We start from the raw sequence: 22606 nt of genomic DNA, 5'->3' as shown, positions 1-22606 counted from the left end.
ATACTGTCATGAAATTTGAACAAGTCTACAAAACTGTAATGATTATGATTCATAAAACAACGACCAAACCAGTCAACGTTTGACGATCCTCCATAAAACTAGAACATTCAACAAAACGTTAAAACATTTATAAAACGGAAGATCATTCAGGCCATGCTTGCTCTGTAATGCGCTCATACAGCTCGATATAGCGGCGGCGCGTAGCTTCTACTACCTGCTCCGGCAGCACTGGCGGCGTCCCACATTTATCCCAACCGCTTGCAGCCAAGTAGCGTCTTACTGGTTCCTTATCCAAGCTATCTATATCCTGATCCAGCACATACTGATCGACCGACCAGAAACGCGATGAATCCGGGGTGAACAACTCATCAATGATTACAAGTTCTCCGTCAATGGTTCCAAATTCAAATTTGCAATCGGCGAGCAAAATGCCCTTGGATGCGCATATTTCAGCTGCATACGTATACAGCTCGATGCTGACCTGGCTCAGCTGCTGTGCAAGATCCGTACCCAGATCCTCGCACATAACCGCGAACGGCACATCTTCATCATGTCCCTCATCATGCTTGCGGGACGGTGTAAAAATCGGCTCCGGCAGCTTCTCGTTCATGCGGAGGCCTGCAGGAAGCTCAATTCCGTTGACAGATTGGCTGGCCGTATACTGCCTCCAACCGCCTCCGGTAATATAGCCTCTTACGACGCATTCAAAGTCAATGCGCTTTGCTCGGCGAGCAATCGTCATTCGATCTTGTAGGGAACTTAATATTGCGGATAAATCCTGGGGTTCGAGATGTTCATCTCGGCGATTCAAGCTTTCTGCATATCGCTCAGCTTGATGCAAAGCCGTGTCATGCCGTTGTATTTCTGGGTGAGATTCTAGGTGTGAATTCTGGTGTTGGTCTTGGTGTGAGTTCTCGCTGTCCTGGTTTGAATCATGACAACAACGCATATCATCAGCTGAATGTTTGCTGCTATGGTATTGTTCCAAGCGTTTCTCCTGAGCCTGCTTCAGAAGCCCTTCATCGAATGGAACCACATGGTTCGCAATGACATGCTTCGTCTGCTCGAACCAGAATTGGCTCAGCTTGTTCAATACCTCTCCTTTGCCGGGAACCTCCGGCTTCAGTACGGCGTCGAATGCAGAGATTCGATCCGATACAACAATTAATAAATGGTCTGGGTCCAGTTCATACAGCTCGCGCACTTTCCCACGATGGAGAAGCGGCAGCGGAACGATGTCAGTCTCAGTCGCAAATTGAGTGTTTGTAGACATCTCCTGTGCTCCTTTCGGCATTACGCCCATTTAGTCAAAAGCGCGTGTTCAAATCAACCCGCCCACATTATCTGCGGATAGAATCAAACAACCTTTAAAAGGAACCCTCCCATATATCGCACCCGCTGCAGCAGTCTCTTCCGATCGTGGTTGGAGGGAAGGAAGAGACCGCCTGCATTCGGCCGTCAGGGCGACAGCCTACGGGAGCTGCCCACACGTCATCTTAGGGGGACGCGTAGGAATCAAGCTCATCATTCAATTGTGTACTAGGTAATGGTAGTCTCGCTAGGGATGCAAGAGCCGACTGCCAGTCCAACAAGTCACGACTAGTTCAAGGCAGCTTGCAACTTTGCTACTCACCACACTGCAATTTCGCACTAACCAGCAACCTTGCTGCTAACCACTACTATCTGCTTCTTCCTGCTGCAATCCTTAATCAAGCAAGCCTACTTGGCGGAAGATCGTATCTACATTTTTCAAATGCCATGCAGGATTGAACGCATCCGCGATCTCTTCCGCACTAAGAACAGCCGTAATCTCAGGTGTGTTCTCAATAATGTCGCGGAAGCTGCGCTGCTCTTCCCATGCCTGCATCGCACGAGGTTGTACCGTGTCATAAGCCTGTTCACGCGCCCAGCCCTTGTCAATCAGCTTCGTCATGACGCGGCCGGAGAACGGAACATCGTAAGTGCGCTGCATGTTGCGCTTCATATTCTCTGGGAACACCGTCAAGTTCTTCACGATGTTCATGAAGCGGTTCAGCATGTAGTTCAACAGCATCGTCGCATCCGGCAGGATGATACGCTCTACCGAGCTGTGCGAAATATCGCGCTCATGCCAGAGCGGCACATCCTCATAAGCGGTCAGCATGTATCCGCGCATTACTCGGGACAAGCCGGAAATATTCTCGCAGCCAATCGGGTTGCGCTTGTGCGGCATTGCCGATGAGCCCTTCTGGCCCTTCGCAAATGCTTCTTCCACTTCGCGGAACTCACTCTTCTGCAAGGCGCGAATCTCAGTAGCGAACTTATCAAGCGATGTCGCGATAAGTGCAAGCGATGCCATGTACTCCGCATGACGGTCACGCTGTAGCGTCTGCGTCGAAATCGGCGCTGGCTTCGTACCAAGCTTCGCGCATACGAACTTCTCTACAGATGGGTCGATATTCGCATATGTCCCAACTGCACCGGACATTTTGCCGAACTCGACGCCTTCCGCTGCGCGACGGAACCGCTCTAAGTTGCGGAGCATTTCTGCATACCATAGTGCCATCTTCAGTCCGAATGTTGTCGGTTCTGCATGCACACCGTGCGTACGACCCATCATTGGCGTATCTTTATATTCAAGTGCTTTATTTTTCAAAATCTCGATGAAATTCAGCAAGTCGCGATCTATAATCTCATTCGCCTGCTTCATCAAATAGCCAAGCGCCGTATCCACGACGTCCGTTGACGTTAAGCCGTAGTGAACCCATTTCCGCTCTTCGCCCAGCGTCTCAGATACTGCGCGAGTGAAAGCGATAACGTCGTGGCGCGTTTCTGCCTCAATCTCATAGATCCGTTCGATATCGAAGCTTGCATGCTCGCGGAGCTTCTTCACGTCTTCGTGCGGTATGACGCCAAGATCAGCCCATGCTTCACACGCACACAACTCCACCTCAAGCCAAGCCTTAAATTTATTCTCTTCCGTCCAAATCGCCCGCATCTCCGGGCGCGAATACCGTTCAATCATCGTTTGCATTCCTCCACAAGTCCGTTAAATTCATCCATTCGAGCGCAGTAGCGATGTCCGGCCCTAGTATGTTAATATGCCCCATCTTGCGCTTCGTCTTCGCTTCCGACTTGCCGTACCAGTGCAGCTTCGGCGTCACGCCAAGGCGGCTGGCTGCCGTATCGTCAGCACGGAACCATTGTACCATGTCCAAAGCGTCTTCGCCGAGCAAGTTCACCATAACGACAGGGGTATGGAGCTCCGTACTGCCAAGCGGCAAGTTGCATATGGCGCGAAGATGCTGCTCGAACTGCGAAGTGCGGCAGGCATCCATCGTGTAGTGTCCCGAATTGTGCGGGCGTGGTGCAAGCTCGTTCACAAGCAGGCGGCCGTCAGCGGTCAGAAACATCTCAACAGCAATGAGGCCAACGACGTCCAGCGCCTCGGCAATACGGCGCGCAAGCCGCTTTGCTTCGTCCTGGATATGCTGCGGAATTCGTGCAGGCACAATGGACATATGCAGAATATGATACCGATGAATGTTTTCCGCAACTGGGAACACAGCGATCTCGCCGCGCGGGCTGCGCGCTGCAATGACGGACAGCTCCAGCTCGAATGGAATGAATTCCTCCAGCACGAGCTCCGAGGTGAGAGCGGAGAGCGCCTCATAAGCCCCTTCCGCTTCGTCTGGGTGGCGAATGATGCGCTGGCCCTTGCCATCGTATCCGCCGATTGCCGTCTTCAGCACACCTGCCCCGCCGAACGCTTCCAGCCTCTGTTGAATCTCAGCAGCGGAAGCTACGGCTGCATATGGCGCCACCGGTACGTTCGCGGCGGTGAGAGCTTCCTTCTCCCGCAAGCGATGCTGCGTAATGCGCAGCAGATGGCTGCCCTGCGGCGCGTAAGCTTCCCGCTCCAATCGCTCCACCACTTCGGCCGATACATTCTCGAACTCGTATGTGACAACATCCGCGCGCTGGCCTAACTCGTGTGCAGCGTCAGCATCGTCATAAGCGGCTGTAATCATCTCGGCAGCAGCGCCGCATGGCGCGTCCTGTGCTGGATCGAGCGCTGTGAAGCGGTAGCCCATGCGCACGCCTTCAAGCGCCAGCATGCGGCCCAATTGGCCGCCGCCCAGCACGCCAATCGTTGCACCGGGAACAAGCACCGGTGCGTCCGCCCGGCTCGGGCGCTCTTGCGGCAGCGTGCGGCCGTTCACAGGCGCGCTCATTCGAGCGCCCCCGTGTCCTGCACCTGCTGCCGAACAGCTTCCCTGCGCGCCGCGATGCGCGTGCGCAGCGCTTCATCGTGCATGCCGAGCATCTGCACGGCCAGCAGCCCGGCGTTCGTCGCGCCCGCCGGTCCAATCGCGACGGTCGCCACGGGTACGCCCGCCGGCATCTGCACGATGGACAGAAGCGAGTCCATCCCGTTCAGATGCGATGACTTCACCGGCACGCCGATAACCGGCAGTACCGTCTTCGCCGCTACCATGCCCGGCAGATGCGCAGCACCGCCTGCTCCGGCAATAATGACACGGATTCCTCTTGCCTCCGCCGTCTCGGCATAGCGGAACATCTCGTCTGGCGTACGGTGTGCGGACACTACCTGTTTCTCATAAGCAACGCCCATCTCCTCCAGCACTTCGCACGCCTTCTTCATCGTATCCCAATCGGACTTGCTTCCCATAATGACGCCTACTACCGGCACAATGCCTTGTTCGTGACTCGCTGTGTTCACCATCGCAATCCCCCGCTTTCGACAATGTCCAACCTGACCACTACTACATAACAAAAAAAACGTTCAGGAGTTCCCCCTGAACGTATCATCGACTAAGTATACGGAATGAGCAAACAAGCGGATTTCTTCCGCTCTGGGCAGAATGATCAGGCTCCCATCAAGCCCCGACATCTGTCGGCGACGTGAAAAAGCGAGAACAGTCTTGCCTGTCCGTCATTCCCGTAGTCCAAAAATTTACGGTTCTTGGGTAGAAACTTCCGGCCATATTCCCGGAATTATACGAGAAACAATATTCGCTTATCCATCTTGTGCCTACAGTTTAACAAGGCTTAACATAGCGTGTCAACAATAAAATGCGAATAATAAATAATAAATTATAGTTAATGTTCGTTTATTGGCGATTTTCACATTGTTAGCATCATTAAATATTCAGAATCCTTGATTAATTCCGACCTATGATTGGATTTATGATTAATTTAATGATTAGTTCAATGATTAGTTCAATGATTCAATTGATAATTCAATTTATAATTCGTATATCATTCAACTAAAAAGGCCAACAGCAGGATACGCTCCTACTGTTGGCTTCTCTCTCGTATACTTATTATACTTTGCTTTCACAAAGCTATCATTCACTGATGCTTACACTATATGCTTTCACTTATAATTTTCACATATTCTATCACTGATGCTCACATTTATAAGTTCACTTTCAACTTCACTTTTCATCTTACTTTCCTGCTACCAGATCAACATGATCATATACCTCTTGCTTGCCTACTTGCCTCTACAAGATCATGTACGACCGACAGGCCAATGCATCATTTAATGACCAATACCGGGACCTTTGCATGCTGCACAACATGATGGCTGACACTGCCAAGCACGAATTCCTTCAACCCGCTCAAGCCGCGGCTTCCGATAATAACAAGATCCGCATTGAACTCATCTGCCTCATCAATAATTGCTTGACCAGGAGGGCCTTGCTGAAGGACAACCGTCGCTCGTTCGCCAAGCGCTGCAACCTTGCCCTCTGCTTCCTGCTGTAAACGCTCTGCGTATTCGTACAGCTCCTCGTTTGTCTCCGCTGAAGCAGTAGCATAAGCCGTACCAACAAAATATTGCGGGAACTGAAATACATGCACGACGCGTACTTGAGACTGCTCGCTTGCTTCCGCGAGTCCTACCGCGTGCTGTAAAGCCTTGCGGGACGGTTCCGATCCATCATATGCGACAAGAATGCGTTGAAATTTCATAACTCCCACCACACTTCCCCATAATTTACTAGTGCTGTGCTTATTATTTAACCAAACCGCAGCAAAATAAAACCAAACACAAAAATATTCACCAGCAATATAAACGGCACGCCTGCTGTAAAGGTAACATGCTGTGTCTTATGGCGCTTGTTATACATCGCTATCAACACGCCCAGCGCACCGCCAAGCCAAGCTGACAAGAACAGCTTCCGCTCCGGAATACGGCGGCGATGCCTCTGTGCCCGCTGCTTATCCACAACCATCATTTGATATCCAACTACATTTATGATGAGTAAATAAATGAATACGATCCAAGTCCAATCTTTCATCCTATGTAACAGCCCCTTTCTCTCCCTATTATACAATGAGGCTATTCCAAAAGTATCGTGATTGATCGCATTCACCGGCTCAGATTCCATACTCAGACGTTCTTTTTATCCGGGTACAGGCAACATTCGCGGATCCTAATGTGCTTCTGCTTCATTCACGCGCAACATAACCGTTCACGATACCGTTAATGAGTACGAAGGAGTTGAGGCTGCCATATGCAAAAGCTGCTTGCCATTTTCACTATCTCATGCATGATGCTTATACTGACTGCTTGCTGCACGAGTGAACAAACGGAAACGAGCGCAAGCTGGCCCTACAACAATATGATCATCTTCCACGGGAATCGATATGTTGGCAGTGATGATCAGGTTCAACAGATCGACAAACTGCTGGGAGAAATCCAATCATCCTCAAATCGGGAGGAAGACTCAAGTGGAGATAGCTTCTCTAACACTTACCCCGTAGGAACAAAGCTGTATAAAATAAAAGGAATTAATGAAGAAACAGCTATCGCTGTTGAGGTGAAGAATAACCTCTATATTAAGGCTGCTAGGAAAGAGAACTAAATACCTTTCAAGTCCTCTTTGCTAACGAGCGCCTTGCTTTTCTGATTCTGGTACATCTCCATATTTCCATCCTGGAGCGTCTGGTTCGTTACCTTCATGAAAATCGAGGTATCCTCATTCACGACGCGATAGGTACCGTCCTCATTTTGCTTCAAGAACAGAATGGATTGATCACCTTGCTTTAGTGGAGTCGTATCGTCAGAAACTACAATGGCCTCCCGGTCGCGTCCGCCCAGCTGTAGTACATTGATCGTACTATTTCTGAGAGATGCATTTCCTTTGATTACCTCTGATATCTGGAACTCGGATTCCGTCCGGTACGTTTCAGGCGCCCCACTCCCTGACTTGCGAACTCCGTTCTCCTGCACTACCTGTCCTTCTACGATTGCATCAACAGCGTTGGCGAGTGCTGTATAGTCTCTGTACCCATAAGCCCAACTAGCGTCAATATGCACAACGGGAGTCGATGGATTCGCTTGCGATAAAGCGATCGTCCCGTATTTCTTCTTAACCGTGTCCTTATCAGCAGATGTTGGGGATGTATTGGTTCTAGCAAGCGAACCATCAGACCAGAAGGTAAAAGATTTCATGACCGAAGGTTCGCTGTCATTATGTGCAAGGCCCAATGCATGCCCTAATTCATGTGTGGCAACTCCCTCCGTAATAGAAGGGGAATATCGACTTTGGGTTGTGTAGTATTCGTTTACCCAAGCACGCGTTTTGGAGGCAATCCCATTCGAATATGTAGTGTAGCAAATTCCATCCCAATCATTATCTTTCGTTGGCGATACTTTCTGATTTCCTGCCCGAAAATCATATTTCGTGCCTGTCCCCATTGTAACACTGCCTGTCCCGCTCCACCGACTTGCCCCTGTAGTCCAAATGCCTTTATAGAAGCTATTGGAACCATCATTGTAGAACTGGATAGAGCTTGAGCTGAACTTCCATGGATTCTCAGGAGTCGCTGCCTGAGCAGTTCCCATAAGTGCAAAGACAAGAAACATAGACATAGCCGTACTTAGTAATTTCTTTTCCAACCCTTATTCCTCCCTGTTCAATTTTATACATCATCTTATTTTCCTGTAAAAGATTTCATAGGCGCCGATTCATATATATGTCTCATTCCTGAGAAAATTGCTTTTGCACGAAAATTAATCACGTCATTCAGCGCTTTATCCATGAGTACAGTCAAAAAAAGGCACACCTGCCGCAGCTCATCCGAGCTTGATCAAGTGTGCCTTTTCTTTATTTTCCTTTATTGTGGATAACGACACCAATCGGTGTCTTCAGCGCTGCTTGGCGCTCTGCCTCTGTCATCCAGCCTAAATCCTTCATACGCTTCAATACAACATGCTGGCGCTGGAGAGCCAGCTTCATATTCTTCGCTGGGGAATAGCGTTCAGGTGCCTTAAGCAATCCAACGAGAATCGCTGCTTCTGCCTTGTTAACCGTAGGAAGATCGCCATTGACTCGTGTCGTCTTGCCGAAATAATAGTGTGCTGCATTCTCGATGCCATATTGTCCATGTCCGAAATATACTTTATTCAGGTACATTTCCAAAATCTCTTGCTTGCTAAAATTCCACTCCAGATTGGCCGCTATCGCCATCTCCTTCATTTTGCGGGAAAATGTCTTATCATGCGTTAAGAACAAGTTGCGCGCCAGCTGCATCGTAATCGTACTGCCGCCCTGTGCCTTCTGCTGCTTCGTCACATTTATCCAGACTGACCGCGCCAGCCCGATCGGATCAATGCCGGGATGAAGCTTGAAGCGATGATCCTCAATGGCCATCAGTTCTTGCGGTATAAAGGAAGCCATATGCTCCAGTTGAACCATATGCTGTCCCTTGGCTGTATTCGCTTCTTGTGCAATCTGCTCACGTAACGTTATGAGCTTGCCTTGATCAATCCAGGCCGTCCCTGTTGCCGCCATCCCTACCCACCCAATAATCGGGGTAAGAATTGCAATGATCAAGCTATATATGACCCAACGCTTCCACTTCATTCGGTGTGGCATATGGGCAGGTTGTGCTATCGTTTCCGTTTGTTCATGTATCATAGTTGATTCTTTCTTCGTAGGACGATGAGGCTCATCTTGGGCCGCATTCGGCACCTTGCGATGTGCGATTGTTTCCTGAGCAGGCAGAGGCATAAAGACCGATGCGTGAACCAGATGTCCTTTTCTTTGTTTGTTCATTCGTAACCGCCTCCCCTTCTTATATGTAAGAGCTATTATTCATTTTGAAACATAACCCTTACGTACAGTGTATACGTTGACCGCATGCCATGACATCGAATTGACTTGCAGCCAGCTTACAATGATGAAAGAAAAGGTGAAAGTAAAGCTGAAAACGCCTGATCTATGAAATAGAAGACGAGTGAGTCACGGAAAATGTTGTTGGTATATTTTCCTTGTTGCAAATCATGTCGAAAGTATGCTAAATTAAGATTCTGTTGAGCAATCAATATGGCGGTCGTGGCGAAGTGGTTAACGCATCGGATTGTGGCTCCGACACTCGAGGGTTCGATTCCCTTCGATCGCCCCATATTCATTTTGCCGATGTGGTGGAATTGGCAGACACGCCGCACTCAAAATGCGGTGCCGAGAGGCTTGCCGGTTCGAGTCCGGCCATCGGTATACGACAAAAAAGAGTTATCAAATTGCTTCATGCAATTCGATAACTCTTTTTTTATGCCATTTGGATTTCTCTCTTCCTCGGAAGAGAGTTATTGATCGATCCACTTCATTTTTCCATTAGCATTCTATCTCCAGCAAACATATAAACTACGTTTTTATCAGCATCCAATGCAACTGACATTTTTGTCTCTTTATTTTGAATAAAACAGAAATCACGCGCTGATTTATCCCATTTCACTTCAAGTCCCTGAATGTCCATATTGAACAATTTTTTGGCAATCGGCGCGACTATTTCTTTCACTTCTTTTTCTGTTACTGCCTTGTCTGCTTGTTTTCGAGCAACGTCATATACATACTCGGTCTTTCCTGTTTTTGCTTCAACAGCCAGAGTAATATGATCACCTTTAAGCTTCCACGTGTCACCTTTGCTGCCGGCATAATAACCAAGCTCGGCTTTCTTTACCTCAAATTCCTGATCGAGAGCTGTTTTCACTGCATCCGCTGCCGTTTTGAGTAATTTCGGTTCTAGCTCGTTCTTGTCTACTTGAATAACGGCTGCTCCAATATAATTTTTATTCTTTGATTGCCCAGGTGGATATTTCATCCAAGAAATCATGAAGTCTTTTCCCTCTAATATATAAAAGGTTTGTGAAACCTTTCCTTTGTCATAGCTCTGAGTGATTTGAACCTCTTTATGAAATGCATAGGCTTTCTTGGCGTACATCCCTTTCAGCTTGTTCAGCAGTTCCTTTTGCTCATCCTTGCTCACTTTATCAAGCGTTTGAATCCCCTTAATTGTGATCAGTTCCCCTGTACCTGGTTTAAATTTTACTTCGAATAATTCGTCTGCCGAAGGAACCGTCGCCAGATCAAATGGATGTTTAAAGGCCTTCTCGAACTTCAACTTTATCTCTTTCCCTGCAAATTGATTCACGGCCTTTTGCAGATTGGCAGCAACCTTTTTATCAACTTGGATACTGCTGCCCGATGTTTGTTCTTGCTGCTTTCCTCCTGCTGCTTCGGCTCCTACAAAGGTCGGGCCCGCAAGTGTAACGAACATACTGGATACGATCATTGTTGCTAAAATTGCTTTTTTTAGATTCATATTATCTTCTCCTTTTTATTAAGGTTTAATCTCTTTCTAAATCCTCCAGAAGCATTCTTACCCCGGAAAACATATAAACTACGTTTTTATCGGCATCCAGCGCCACGGTCATTTTCGTATCTTTCTTTTGATTGAAGATGAAGTCTCTGGAAGCACCGTCCCATTTTACTTCAAGCCCCTGGATGTCCAAATTGAATAACTTCTTTGCAATCGGCGCGACTATCTCTTTCACTTCTTTTTCCGTAATCTCTTTGTTCGTCGTCAATTGTTTTCGCGAAATATCATAAATATATTCGGTCTTCCCTGTTCCATCCAAGGACAGCGTAATATTGCCACCTTTAAGTTTCCATGTACTTTTTTTATTAGTACCTCCAACCCAAGCCTTCGTCACCTCAAAATTGTGGCCTAAAGCTGTTTTTACTGCCCCGGCTGCCTTTTCCATGAGCTTTGGATCAAGCTCGTTCTTGGCAACTTCGACTTGGGCTGAAACATGAATCTTTGTCGGCCACCCCGGATAATTTTTCATAAGTAAGGCAGAAAATCCTTTCCCGTTTAACGAATACATGCTAAAGGGCGTCTTTGATTCTACATCGTGCAGATCGACATGAACTTCTTTATCAAATGTATAGTCTTTCTTCGCATATAACCCTTTTAATACTTTCAGTACTTCGTTCAGATCCTCCTTACTGACTTTATCGATGGTTTGATAGCCTCTAATCGTAGTAATTTCTCCTGTTTTTTCCCTAAAGTTTACACTATATTTCCCATCTGCCGACTTAACCTGCACCTGATCGCTTATGGATTGGGAAGTGCCCTGCATATTCAGCTTAATTTCTTTCCCTGCGAATTGTTTTACTGCCTTCTCCAGCTTGGCGGCCAGCTTCTGATCGATTTGAATCTTCTTACTATTCGATTGCTGCTGTTCCTGCTGTTGCGCTGCCCCAGCACCCGCAGGAATCGGCCCTTCCAAGGTAACCAACATACTGGATACGAGTAAAGATGCTAGAGCTGTTCTCTTCCAATTCATACTAAACCCTCCTATGTTCCACCCTACTTTTAAAGTTTTGAACGTTTTTTATTCGTAAAGTGGTGATCGCCTACAATGTATAACAATTTCACTCCTCTCATTTGTGACATCATCTCTACTATTGTGAATGAAGATGGTTTCAAATAAAAAAATCCACCGACGCATAGAAGCCAGTGGATTATTCGATACGGAGTCAAAATATAATGAAATGGTTCGTTTGTAGGCGTTTAATGGGGTTTCGCTTCCAAATCGGCTGCATACTTAATGATCCCAGGAGCAGCAGCTCTTCCGACTCGAATGTACACGACCTTTTTATTTGCATCCAATGCCGCTCTTACATTCATGCCATTTTTCTTGGTGAAAGCAAAATCCTTTTCTGTTCCATCCCATTTCACGCTATATCCATTCATGTCGATATTAAATACTTTCTTCACTATTGGGGCGACCGCTTCTCTCGCCTCTTTTTCGGAAATGCCTTTATTTTCGCGTACTTGTTTTCCAAGCTCATTGTAAATACTATTGATTTTCCCTGTATTGGGATCTGCATAAATCGTAACTTTGCCATCATGGAACACCCATGTTATATTGGGTTTATTCTTTGAGATAATTGGCGATAAATCGACGCGAAGCTGAGCAGTCGTCATTTCAAACTTATTTGTAGAAACAGTTTGAGCAGCATCAACAACTGTTTTCAGCAGTTTCGGATCAAGCTCTTTCTTATCAAAGTCAATCGTGATATGACCGATATGTTCTGGTATGCCATCTAATTTGTGTAAGGAAGCGGAGAAATCCTTTCCTTTCAATTCGTACGTCTTCTCCTCTCTAACCTCTGCTTTTGACGTTTTTGAGAGTTTCTCATCCGTAAACTGGTGAATCACCTCAACTTCATTATCAAATGCATACTTCTTCTTTGGATATATCGCTTTCAACCACTTTAATACGTCTTCCTGTTCCTGCTTGCTGATTTGGTCAATCGTAGCGGTTTTGCCGCTTACCGTCCAGATAACCCCTGTATCATAATCAAATTGTAATGAATATTTACCATCTACAGATCGCACTTCTGTTATTTTAGATGCATTCTTATTATTGAAATCGAGCTTACCTACCTTTTGCAATTGCACGTCTTCTCCGGCAAATAATTTTACCGCTTGATTCAGCTTTTCCGTCCACTTCGGATCTATTTGAATTGTCCAGCGATCCAATTGCTGCTCTTGCGCAGCCCCTGCTCCTGCAGGAATAGGATCTGCTACGGCAACCAACATACTGGATACAAGCATTGATGCTAGAATTGCTTTTTTGATATTCATTTTATTTCCCCCTATGTATGATTGTATGGATATTTATCTCTCAAATTACGCTATGCAATTCAATAACTCTTTCATATTCAAACCTTCCCTATTCAGAACCCACTTAACGCTCTGACACCTGATGTTAAGAACACTATGTTCTTATTGGCGTCCAGTGCTACTCTCAATACGGGTTGCTTGTCTTTAATGAAGTAGTAATTTTTAAAGGTGCTGTCCCACTTCACTTCTAAATCCGCAATGTCCATATTGAATAATTCCTTGGCAAGCGGAGCAACCGCTTCTTTGGCATCCTTTTCCGTAATCCCCTTGTTGGTCGTTACCGCTTTACGTGTTTTATGAAATACGTTAGTGACCTTTCCCTCCTCCATTTCAAGCGATATGTCCTTATCTTCAAGTGTCCATGTAAAGCGTCTTAGGTCAGCGGATATAACTTCCAAATCATGATTGAATACCGTTTTTATTGCTCCGATTGCCGTTTCCAACAACTTCGGGTCGAGCTCTTCCTTGGTGAAGTTTATTGTAAACGCACTAACTGCATCTTTCGGCATTTTAGCAGTATTGTCTTTAAAGAAATATACCTCAAAGTCCTTCCCTGTCAGCTTATACGACAAACTTACACCTAGCTTTTCTTTATCACCATCATACCCTCGCTGCATAATCACTTCTTTATCAAAGACATATGTTTTATTGACATATGCCTCTTTCAACACTTTCAGGACTTTCGCCTGATCCTCTTTACTAATTTTATCAATTGTGACCTTTTCTTCAATCTGCCATATCCGACCACTTCCAACATTAAAGCAGATACCGTATTTTCCGTCTACGGATTCAACCTTTGCACCATCAGGAGAGAATTCTATCTTCTCGCCGACACTCTTCAGCTTAATCTCTTTCCCTGCATATTGTTTGATTGCCTTTTGCAGCTTGGCGGCCAGCTTCTGATCGATTTGAACCTTCTTATTATCCGTTTGCTTCTGCCCTTGCGCTGCCTCAACTCCAGCAGGAATCGGGCCTGCCACGGCAACTAACATACTGGATACGATCATAGTCGCTAGAATTGCTTTTTTTATATTCATTTCATTTCCTCCTATGTATGAATTGATGAGTTCTACTTTTATGCTAACATTGAATAAATAAGATTCAACTTAACATTCAATGAATAAGATTTAAGAATAAAATCAGAAATAAAATGCGGCCAGATGGAGGCTTCTTACCCATTCAGTATAGCGAAGAGCCATTTTAATTCGCTTATTGCACCTACTTGGTTTCTCGCAATCGATCTAACATTTCTTGTCCCTTGAGCTGAAGCTCGGCAACTGCATCGTCCAGCGTTTTCTCTTGATCAATTAAGGATTTCAGCGCATCCGACAATAACGAATCGAATTCAGCTTGGAAACCTGGTGGAATACTTTTTTTATCTGACACACTGCTAGCTTCCATTGGCTTCAGGAGGTAAAAAGCCTCCGTGTCCCGCCCCCTAAAATCTTTGAAATAGTCTGATCGCGTAGGCAGCGTATCGTTCATTGCCTTCCCAGCAACTTGCGCCATTTCCGGCCCGTTCACGAATTTGACGAACTCCCAAGCTGCCCGCTTGTTCGGAGAATCCGCAGATATGGCATAGATCTCCGACAATTTCACATAAGCCGATTCATCGGGCTTAGCAGGATTAACAGGTGCGGCCGCGATGCCCCAGTCGATCTCTGGTGTCTTCGAGTAGTATGGAATATCCCGTAAAAAGGAAGCAAACCACGGCGGTTGAATCGTCATTGCCGCTTGGCCCATGTAAAACATCTCGTTTGATCGACTATACTGCTTCAAATAGTCTCCGGTATATTCGTATCCATCAAGCTGTTCGCCTTCCTCCACTGGGGGAGGAGCATAGGCTGCATGATTACGGACGGCATCCGCCGTCATCTTCATTGCTTCCTTCCAACCATCTGACTCTATCAACAGCTTACCTGATTTCGCATCAACGAGCTTAAGTGCCGATGCAGCGGCGATATCATACATCAAACTTGCCGGCCCTCTCGTTTGATACAATCCAAACACTTGCTTCTTTCCTGATTCGACGCTCGAAAATCTCGCTGCCAGATCAATAAGCTCCTTCCACGTCATTTTCCCGTTTGGTGGCTCGATTTGATGCTTCTTGAACAAGTTGCGATTATAATAGATGACATTCGTTTCGAAGGAAGGAGTGAGCCCGTACAGCTTCCCATTCCCTTTTGCTCGCAGCCTGTCGATAAGACCAGGCATGAATCCGTCCAAATTGTATTGATCCTGGCTGATGGCCGGCTCTATATCATACAACCTTCCTTCTTGAGCGAAGGCCTCAAACATGCTTTCATTCAAAAACAGCACATCCGGCTTAACTTTATCGAGCAGCTTTTTCTTTTCCTCAGTCAAATTGAATGCCTCGTTTTTTTCGGCTTCGTCAAACAATTCTGCTTCACTGATAACCTCAATATCGATGTCGGGGTTCATCATCTTAAAGAAGTTCCCATAGTCACTATAAAACCGATCTTCATCTTGATAGACAACCCTGATCTTCCCTTTACCGTCTTTTAATGGCGCTAGCTCTGACCGTTCTCCGAAGCAGCCGCTTAAGAGAGACATGATCGTCAGCAGCATAATTACGGTCTTCCCACTCTTTAACACGTTTCTACACTCCCTATTTCCCTTTATCCTTGTTTGCAGATTCTCGCACTTTTAAGAGCAGTTCCTGCGCTTTTACCTCCAACGCGGCAGCTGCTTCATCAGCTGACTTCTCGTTCGCAACTACGGCCAACAGCTCCTCACGAAGCGGTTTATAAAATAATCTGAGGAACTCGAATGGAAGACTTTCATAAAGGCTGCTCTCCTGCCTGATCTTCGGCATATAAAATGCATCCGTACTTCTACCCTTGATATCCTTCATATAACCGTTGCGTGAAAGAAGCTTACCTTCCAATGTCCTCGAACGGGCCTGCGCCATCTCTGGACCATTCACAAATTTGACGAATTCCCAAGCCGCCCGCTTGTTGGCTGAGTCGGCCGCAATTGCGTAGATGGGAGAAAAGGTAATGGATGAAGAATCCATTGCAGGATCTACCGGGGCCGTAACTACATTCCAATCTTGCTTGGTCAATACAAGCTCCCTAGTTTTGTAAGCGCTGCCTATCTCCATAGCAACTTGATCTCTAAGTTCTTGTGTGTAAATTTGGCCTTCAGGATGCAAAAATACAGATTTGCTGCGTACAGCATCCGTTACCTGCTTGATGGCTTTTTTCCAGCCATCTGAGTTCAGAAGCACCTTCTCTCCCTTCGGGTCGAGCAGCTTCAATCCGGAGGAATCGGCAATTTTGTACAAAGTGAATCCTATATCCCCATGCCATTCATAGAACCCGTACACCTTATTGTCTCCGCTTCCGATATTGGCAAATCTCGCTGACAAATCAAACATTTCCTGCCAGGTCATATTGTTCTTCGGCGGTTCGATTTGATGCTCCTTGAACAACGCTGCGTTATAGTACAAAACTTCCCTATCCACATAAGGAGCAAGCCCATATAGCTTGCCGTTGCCTAAGCTTTTAATTTTGTCGATCAGCCCTGGCAAAAAGCCCTTCATATCATAGTCGTCCTGCCGGATCATTTCTTCCAATTCGTATAACCTGCCAGCTTCAGCAAATGATTTAAACGTTTTCGCATCACCCAGCTTTATTACGTCTGCACCGGAGTTCTCCAACAGCTTCTTTATTTCCGTATCCAAATCCTCTGCACGAATCGTTTTCCCTAGATTTTGAAGCACCTGAGTCTCGGAGATAACCTCGACCTCAATCTGCGGATATTTCATATGAAAATACTTCCCGTAGTCGTGGTAAAAGGCTTCCTCATCCTGATAGATCACCTTGATTTTGCTCGGCTGCAACGGCTCTAGCACTTCCTTCTTACCGAAGCATCCGCTCATTAAGGAAACGATCATAAGCAACGAGATCACAATTTTCCATCTATTATGCATACTTCTAGCTCCTTTTTTTATTCAAGCGCAGTTTGCAATGAAACCCTGACGTCTAATGCCCCCCCAATAATGCTGTGCCACCCGATATGAGGTACACCACGTTCTTATCGGCATCCAATGCTGCCCTCAATACCGTTTCTTTGCCTTTAACGAAGCAATAATCTTTAAATAGGTTGTCCCACTTCACTTCTAATCCCGAAATGTCGATATTGAACAATTCCTTGGCAAGCGGAGCGACCACTGCCTTTGCATCTTTTGTCGTAATCTCTTGGTCGGTCATTACCTTTTTTCTTGTATGATGAAATACATTCAAGACCTTTCCCTTTTTTGCTTCCATCTCAAGTGATACATCATTATCCTTAAGTGACAACATATGATAGTTGTCTCCGTTAGAACTAAGAGACCCCTCTGTTACATTCAAATCATGATCGAAAGCCGCATTTATCGCTTTTGCTGCCGTTTCCAGCGACTTTGAATCGAGCTCTTCCTTGGCTAACTTTATCGAAAGACTGACATACTCTACTGGTGTCTCTCCCCACTTATCCTTGGACAGAAGTGCTTCAAAATCTTTCCCTGTCAATTCATACGATAAATAATGATCTTGCAGTTTTCCTTTTTTATCGTCATAGCGCCGCTTCATGACCGCTTCTTTATCTAAGACATATGTTTTCTTTGCGTATGCTCCTTTCAGCATTTTCAGAGCCTTTTCCTGATCCTGTTTGCTGATTTTATCAATTGGAATCGTTCCATTGATCTCCCATACTTCACCTTTCTTATAATCGAAGTAGACTGCGTACTTTCCATCTGTCGATGTAACCTTTGCATTTGTAGCAAATGTAGTCTCGGCAGCCTCCTGCAACTTTATCTCTTTCCCCGCAAATTGCTTTACTGCTTTTTGCAACTTGGCGGCCAGCTTCTGGTCGATCTGAACCTTCTTATTATCCGTTTGCTTCTGCTGCTCTTGCGCAGCCTCGGCTCCAACAGGAATTGGCGCCGCCACGGCAACTAACATACTCGATACGATCATAGACGCTAGAATTGCTTTTTTCATGTTCATTTTATTTCCTCCTATAATGGAACACTTGATAGCTATAATGCTAATGAATGGAATAGAACTTAACCACGAAACTTTATATGAATAAAAATTAAGAGAACATTAATGTTTGGACAGAAGTAACGGAGCACATAAAAAAGCATCCTTTCGGATGCTTTAAACGGTTGATTTTCACTTACCTTTTTGCATTATTCTTCTTCTAGTCTGCTTGCAACAGGGTCTTCCCCTCCAAAAAGTGCATTTGCCCCGGATTTAAGGTACACTACCTTTTTATTGGCATCTAATGCCACTCTTACTCTGGTTTCTTGATCTTTAACGAAGCAGTAGTCTTGATATAAGCTATTCCACTTTACTTCGTATCCCGTAATATCGATACTGAATAATTCCTTGGCGAGCGGAGCGGCCACCTCTTTTGCCTCTTTTGCCGTAATCGTCTGGCTCGTCGTCACCTTTTTGCGCGTATTATGGAATAAGTTAGTTGCCTTCCCGCTCTGTTCATCTACGTAAAGAGTAGAGCTGCCGTCCTTTAATTCCCATGCGTTTTTTTTAGTATTACTAACAAGATAAGCCTCTGTTATGTTAAATTGATGATCTAACGCCGTTTTCACCGATTCCTCCGCCGTTGTCAACAGCTTCGCTTCAAGCTCTTCCTTAGCAAATTCGATCCGGGCTTGATTAATATAATCTTTTAGATCCGGATCATTTTTAACGAGTGATGCATTAAAATCTTTCCCCTTCAAGTAGTAAGTAGAATTTTGGCTGAACTGTTCCTTTTTATCTTCATAGTAACGTTCCAGGAGCACTTCTTTATCAAAAGCATATGTTTTCCCCGAATACATTTTTTTCAACAGTTTCAGAACATCGTCCTGATCCTTTTTGCTGATTTTGTCAATCGTTGTTTTTCCGGTCAACGTCCATACTTTTCCTGTTTTATGATCAAAAAATATTTGATAGACCCCGTCTACGGATTGAACCTTCGCCATCGTGTCATTGGCACGAACTAGTTCGCCAACATTTTGCAACTCGACATCTTTACCAGAAAATTTACGTACAGCCTTTTGCAGCTTGGCAGCAACCTTTTTATCAATTTGAACACTGCTGCTTGATGCTGCTTGCTCTTGCTTCTTTCCTCCTGCTGCTTCGGCTCCTACAAAAGTCTGGCCCGCCAGCGTAACCAACATACTGGATACGATCATGGATGCTGCAACTGCTTTTTTCAAATTCATACTAAACCCTCCTATGTTTCATATTCTCATGGTGTACCACTGGTGTATCACCTACCATATATAACAATATCAATTCGCTCATTTGTGACATCATCTCTACTATTCTGTCCATAGAAGTGTGTTTTCTGATAAATATATCCTTTCTGGGCAGGGAATGCTTTCGAAACACTTATATTATTGTTCCCTATGCGAATATCCAAATGTAAAAGAGTTATCAAATTGCGGCAAGCAATTCAATAACCCTTTTATTTTCAAACCCGCCTTATTTAGAATCCGTATAATGCTCCGACACCTGCTGTTATGGACACTACGTTCTTATCGGCGTCCAGCGCTGCCCTCAGAACCGGTTTTTTATCTTTAATGAAGTAGTAATTTTCATATTCGCTGACCCACTTCACTTCCAATTCCGCAATGTCCATATTGAATAATTCCTTGGCAAGCGGTGCAACCACGTCTTTAGCCCCTTTTTCCGTAATCTCCTTGTTAGTCGTTACCGCTTTACGCGTTTTATGAAATACGTTAGTTACCTTTCCCATCTCCATTTCGACCGATACGTCCTCATCCTCGAGTATCCATTTCAATCCATTTAATAGTTTAGCGTTTGTGACTTCCAAATCATGATTGAATGCCGTTTTTGTCGCTTTTACTACCGTTTCCAGGAGCTTTGGATCAAGCTCTCCCTTGGTAAACTGTATCACAAAACCACCAACAGTACCTTTTATCTCTTTAGCGGAATTTTCCTTTGCAAAGGAAACCTCAAAATCTTTCCCTGTCATCGTATACGACAAATTCACACCTAGTTTTTCCTTTTCGCCATCATAGCTTCGCTGCATGATCACTTCTTTATTAAAGGCATATGTTTTATTTGCATATGCTTTTTTTAACACTGTCAAGATTTTCTCCTGATCCTCTTTACTAATTTTATCGATTGTGACCTTTTCATCAATCCCCCATATTTTACCGTTATCAATGAAAAAGCGGATAGCATATTTTCCGTCTACGGAATCAACCTTGGCACTCGGAGAGAATTCTATCTTCTCGCCGATATTCTTCAGCTTGATCTCTTTCCCTGCATATATTTTGATAGCTTTTTGCAGCTTGGCGGCCAGCTTCTGGTCGATTTGAACCTTCTTATTATCCGCTTGCTTCTGCTCTTGCGCAGCCGCGGCCCCTGCAGGAATCGGGCCTGCCACGGCAACTAACATACTCGATACGATCATAGACGCTAGAATTGCTTTTTTTATATTCATAGTTAACCTCCTAGGTATTCCTTCTGTTTATTAAGCATCTAACGAAAATTAGAATTTATGTATTTCATTTGAGCCTGTATATTTAGTCCGATAACGTCTAATGCCCCCCCAATAATGCTGTGCCACCCGATATGAGGTACACCACGTTCTTATCGGCATCCAATGCTGCCCTCAATACCGTTTCTTTGCCTTTAACGAAGCAATAATCTTTAAATAGGTTGTCCCACTTTACTTCTAATCCCGAAATATCGATATTAAATAATTCCTTGGCAAGCGGAGCGACCACTGCCTTTGCATCTTTTGTCGTAATCTCTTGGTCGGTCGTTACCTTTTTTCTTGTATGATGAAATACATTCAGGACCTTTCCCTTTTTTGCTTCCATCTCAAGTGATACCTCATTATCCTTAAGGGATAACATATGATAATTTTCCCCGTTAGAATCGAGATATCCCTCTGTTACATTCAAATCATGATTGAAAGCCATTTTCATCGCTTTCGCTGCCGTCTCCAGCGACTTTGATTCGAGCTCTTCCTTGGCAAACTTTATCCTAACACCACTGACATACTCTACTGGCGTATCTCCCAGCTTCTCCTTGACCAGAATTACTTCAAAGTCTTTCCCTGTCAATGAATACGACAAATAATGATCTTGTAGTTTTTCTTTTTTATCGTCATAGCGCCGCTTCATGACCGCTTCTTTATCTAAGACGTATGTTTTCTTTGCGTATGCTCCTTTCAGCATTTTCAGGACTTCTTCCTGATCCTGTTTGCTGATTTTATCAATTGGGATCGTCCCGTTGATCTCCCATACTTCACCTTTTTGATAATCGAAGTGGACAACGTACTTTCCATCTATCGATGTAACCTTTGCATTTGTAGCAAATGTAGTCTCTGCAGCATCCTGCAACTTTATCTCTTTCCCTGCAAATTGCTTTACCGCTTTTTGCAGCTTGGCGGCCAGCTTCTGAGCGATTTGAACCTTCTTATTATCCGTTTGCTTCTGCGCTTGTGCAGCCGCAGCGCCTGCTGGAATTGGTCCTGCCACCACAACTAACATACTGGATACGATCATAGACGCTAGAATTGCTTTTTTAATGCTCATTTGTTTTTATTTCCTCCTATGTTTCATTTTTGAACCCTCTTTTTATGCTAACATTGAACATGTAATACTCAACTTAACATTCAATGAATAAGATTTAAGAATAAAATCAGAAATGAAATGCGAACAAACAATTCCGTAGAGCCAGATTGCAAATGAAAACTGATACTGGTTGCTACATCTCCATTCTCTACCTGTACACAAAAAAGAGCTATCAAATTGCACCAAGCAATTCACTAACTCTTTTTATTTCACCCATAACTATGAGTGGTTACTTATTTTCCTACCTACGCTCTGATTTCAATCTCTCTCTTGCAATCCCTTCCGCATAGAAGTGAGTACTTCCTCAACTGACTTCTTATCCTGCACGATTTCCTTCACCGCATTAGTCATTGCCTCTTCTTTACTGCAACCGCTCTTAACAAATAGTGCTGTACGTATAATAACTGCGATAGACTTCATAGATAGATAATTCCTCGCAGACAGACTTCTATTAGAAAGATAACGAATTAACAGTGTTGCATGTGCCAATTCTAATATGTTTAGGGGAATACGCTTACAAGTAACTTCATTTCCATAAGCAAATAAAAGCATCAATTTTAGGATTTCATAACTTTTAATGGGTGAACATGAAGAAGTGCGGGATAGAATTATGAACTTGGAGTGTATACGATGTGGATCGTTATTAACTTACCTATAGTGTAAGTGGCACTAATCTGGCTCTCACTGAATAAATATTTTACAATTCAATTATCTTTGAAACTTATTAACGTGTGGATAAGTGAATCATTGCTAGAATGTGCATAACTTCGTAATTTTGCGAAATATCGAATTATTATCGTGTAGTTATCCAATGTTATGAACACGTTTTCAACAGAAATTGTGGATGGGACGGCTTATATATACGAGATTTTTCACTTTATAAAGTTATCCCTCTGTGCATATTTCTTCAATAACATACCTATTCATCGTTGTGGATAAGCTGTGGACAACAAATAACCCACCAACTAAAATAGTTAGTGGGTTATTTCA

Annotated in this window: 20 protein-coding genes, 2 tRNA genes and 1 riboswitch; of the genes, 3 read left to right on the top strand and 19 right to left on the bottom strand. The window is 44.7% G+C overall.

Going from position 1 to position 22606, the window contains the following annotated elements; genetic code table 11:
* Positions 1-142 precede the first annotated feature (142 nt).
* The 6 genes from PBN151_RS28105 to PBN151_RS28080 all read right to left on the bottom strand — a co-directional run bounded on the left by PBN151_RS28105 (position 143) and on the right by PBN151_RS28080 (position 6308).
* Positions 143-1273: a phosphoribosylaminoimidazolesuccinocarboxamide synthase gene (locus PBN151_RS28105; protein WP_072731983.1), complete on the bottom strand. Its 1131-nt coding sequence runs from the start codon at positions 1271-1273 to the stop codon at positions 143-145.
* 432 nt (positions 1274-1705) lie between these two features.
* A complete protein-coding gene (gene purB / locus PBN151_RS28100) occupies positions 1706-3004 on the bottom strand; it encodes an adenylosuccinate lyase (RefSeq protein ID WP_072731982.1) in 1299 nt (432 codons plus the stop codon).
* Entirely contained in the window at positions 2997-4214 is a 1218-nt protein-coding gene (gene purK, locus PBN151_RS28095) for a 5-(carboxyamino)imidazole ribonucleotide synthase (RefSeq protein ID WP_072731981.1), read from the bottom strand. Before purK ends, purB begins: the two co-directional genes overlap by 8 nt.
* The gene (purE, locus tag PBN151_RS28090) at positions 4211-4726 is read right to left on the bottom strand and encodes a 5-(carboxyamino)imidazole ribonucleotide mutase (protein WP_072731980.1); all 516 of its coding nucleotides are present in this window, start codon (positions 4724-4726) and stop codon (positions 4211-4213) included. Before purE ends, purK begins: the two co-directional genes overlap by 4 nt.
* A gap of 199 nt (positions 4727-4925) precedes the next feature.
* A riboswitch (purine riboswitch) is annotated at positions 4926-5026 on the bottom strand.
* A gap of 518 nt (positions 5027-5544) precedes the next feature.
* Complete coding sequence (locus PBN151_RS28085; protein WP_021254993.1) at positions 5545-5979, bottom strand: universal stress protein; 435 nt, start codon at positions 5977-5979, stop codon at positions 5545-5547.
* Positions 5980-6026: 47 nt separating this feature from the next.
* Positions 6027-6308, bottom strand: coding sequence for a DUF1294 domain-containing protein (locus PBN151_RS28080; RefSeq protein WP_072731979.1), 282 nt, complete (start codon positions 6306-6308; stop codon positions 6027-6029).
* Positions 6309-6524: 216 nt separating this feature from the next.
* Here PBN151_RS28080 and PBN151_RS28075 point away from each other — a divergent pair, with 216 nt between their 5' ends.
* Positions 6525-6875, top strand: coding sequence for a hypothetical protein (locus PBN151_RS28075; RefSeq protein WP_083545368.1), 351 nt, complete (start codon positions 6525-6527; stop codon positions 6873-6875).
* Here PBN151_RS28075 and PBN151_RS30910 read toward each other — a convergent pair.
* Both PBN151_RS30910 and PBN151_RS28065 read right to left on the bottom strand, forming a co-directional pair.
* Entirely contained in the window at positions 6872-7912 is a 1041-nt protein-coding gene (locus PBN151_RS30910; RefSeq protein ID WP_139295445.1) for a matrixin family metalloprotease, read from the bottom strand. The two genes, PBN151_RS28075 and PBN151_RS30910, sit on opposite strands and share 4 nt — an antisense overlap.
* A gap of 208 nt (positions 7913-8120) precedes the next feature.
* Positions 8121-9071, bottom strand: a complete 951-nt coding sequence (locus PBN151_RS28065) for a transglycosylase domain-containing protein (protein WP_072731978.1) — start codon at positions 9069-9071, stop codon at positions 8121-8123.
* Positions 9072-9344: 273 nt separating this feature from the next.
* On the opposite strand from PBN151_RS28065, the gene PBN151_RS28060 reads away from it, so the two are divergent.
* Together PBN151_RS28060 and PBN151_RS28055 are read left to right on the top strand one after the other, a co-directional pair.
* Positions 9345-9420: transfer RNA gene (locus PBN151_RS28060), tRNA-His, on the top strand.
* A gap of 10 nt (positions 9421-9430) precedes the next feature.
* Positions 9431-9512, top strand: a tRNA-Leu gene (locus tag PBN151_RS28055).
* Positions 9513-9618: 106 nt separating this feature from the next.
* Here the strand turns inward: PBN151_RS28055 and PBN151_RS28050 are convergent.
* The 11 genes from PBN151_RS28050 to PBN151_RS31600 form a co-directional block, all read right to left on the bottom strand.
* Positions 9619-10617 carry a hypothetical protein gene (locus tag PBN151_RS28050; protein ID WP_072731977.1) on the bottom strand — a complete coding sequence of 333 codons (999 nt, stop codon included), beginning with the start codon at positions 10615-10617 and terminating at the stop codon, positions 9619-9621.
* Positions 10618-10642: 25 nt separating this feature from the next.
* Positions 10643-11644: a hypothetical protein gene (locus tag PBN151_RS28045; RefSeq protein ID WP_072731976.1), complete on the bottom strand. Its 1002-nt coding sequence runs from the start codon at positions 11642-11644 to the stop codon at positions 10643-10645.
* Between the two features lie 227 nt (positions 11645-11871).
* Entirely contained in the window at positions 11872-12951 is a 1080-nt protein-coding gene (locus PBN151_RS28040; protein ID WP_072731975.1) for a hypothetical protein, read from the bottom strand.
* Positions 12952-13043: 92 nt separating this feature from the next.
* Entirely contained in the window at positions 13044-14027 is a 984-nt protein-coding gene (locus tag PBN151_RS28035; RefSeq protein WP_072731974.1) for a hypothetical protein, read from the bottom strand.
* A gap of 181 nt (positions 14028-14208) precedes the next feature.
* On the bottom strand, positions 14209-15606 hold the full coding sequence (locus PBN151_RS28030) for an ABC transporter substrate-binding protein (RefSeq protein WP_227775168.1): 1398 nt from the start codon (positions 15604-15606) through the stop codon (positions 14209-14211).
* Positions 15607-15619: 13 nt separating this feature from the next.
* Positions 15620-16945, bottom strand: a complete 1326-nt coding sequence (locus PBN151_RS28025; RefSeq protein ID WP_072731972.1) for an ABC transporter substrate-binding protein — start codon at positions 16943-16945, stop codon at positions 15620-15622.
* Positions 16946-16997: 52 nt separating this feature from the next.
* Positions 16998-18002: a hypothetical protein gene (locus PBN151_RS28020; RefSeq protein WP_072731971.1), complete on the bottom strand. Its 1005-nt coding sequence runs from the start codon at positions 18000-18002 to the stop codon at positions 16998-17000.
* 185 nt (positions 18003-18187) lie between these two features.
* Positions 18188-19225: a hypothetical protein gene (locus PBN151_RS28015; RefSeq protein WP_072731969.1), complete on the bottom strand. Its 1038-nt coding sequence runs from the start codon at positions 19223-19225 to the stop codon at positions 18188-18190.
* A 266-nt stretch (positions 19226-19491) separates the two neighbouring features.
* Positions 19492-20475 (bottom strand): hypothetical protein, encoded by a 984-nt coding sequence (locus PBN151_RS28010; RefSeq protein WP_072731968.1) that lies wholly within the window; start codon positions 20473-20475, stop codon positions 19492-19494.
* Between the two features lie 97 nt (positions 20476-20572).
* Positions 20573-21577 carry a hypothetical protein gene (locus PBN151_RS28005; protein ID WP_072731966.1) on the bottom strand — a complete coding sequence of 335 codons (1005 nt, stop codon included), beginning with the start codon at positions 21575-21577 and terminating at the stop codon, positions 20573-20575.
* A 297-nt stretch (positions 21578-21874) separates the two neighbouring features.
* On the bottom strand, positions 21875-22036 hold the full coding sequence (locus PBN151_RS31600; RefSeq protein WP_175560822.1) for a hypothetical protein: 162 nt from the start codon (positions 22034-22036) through the stop codon (positions 21875-21877).
* Positions 22037-22606: the final 570 nt, after the last annotated feature.

The sequence above is a fragment of the Paenibacillus sp. NAIST15-1 genome (assembly GCF_001894745.1).
GTDB classification, from domain to species: domain Bacteria; phylum Bacillota; class Bacilli; order Paenibacillales; family Paenibacillaceae; genus Paenibacillus_B; species Paenibacillus_B suaedae.
Note: the sequence above shows the minus strand (reverse complement) of the source record. Positions and strands in the feature narration are given on the sequence as shown.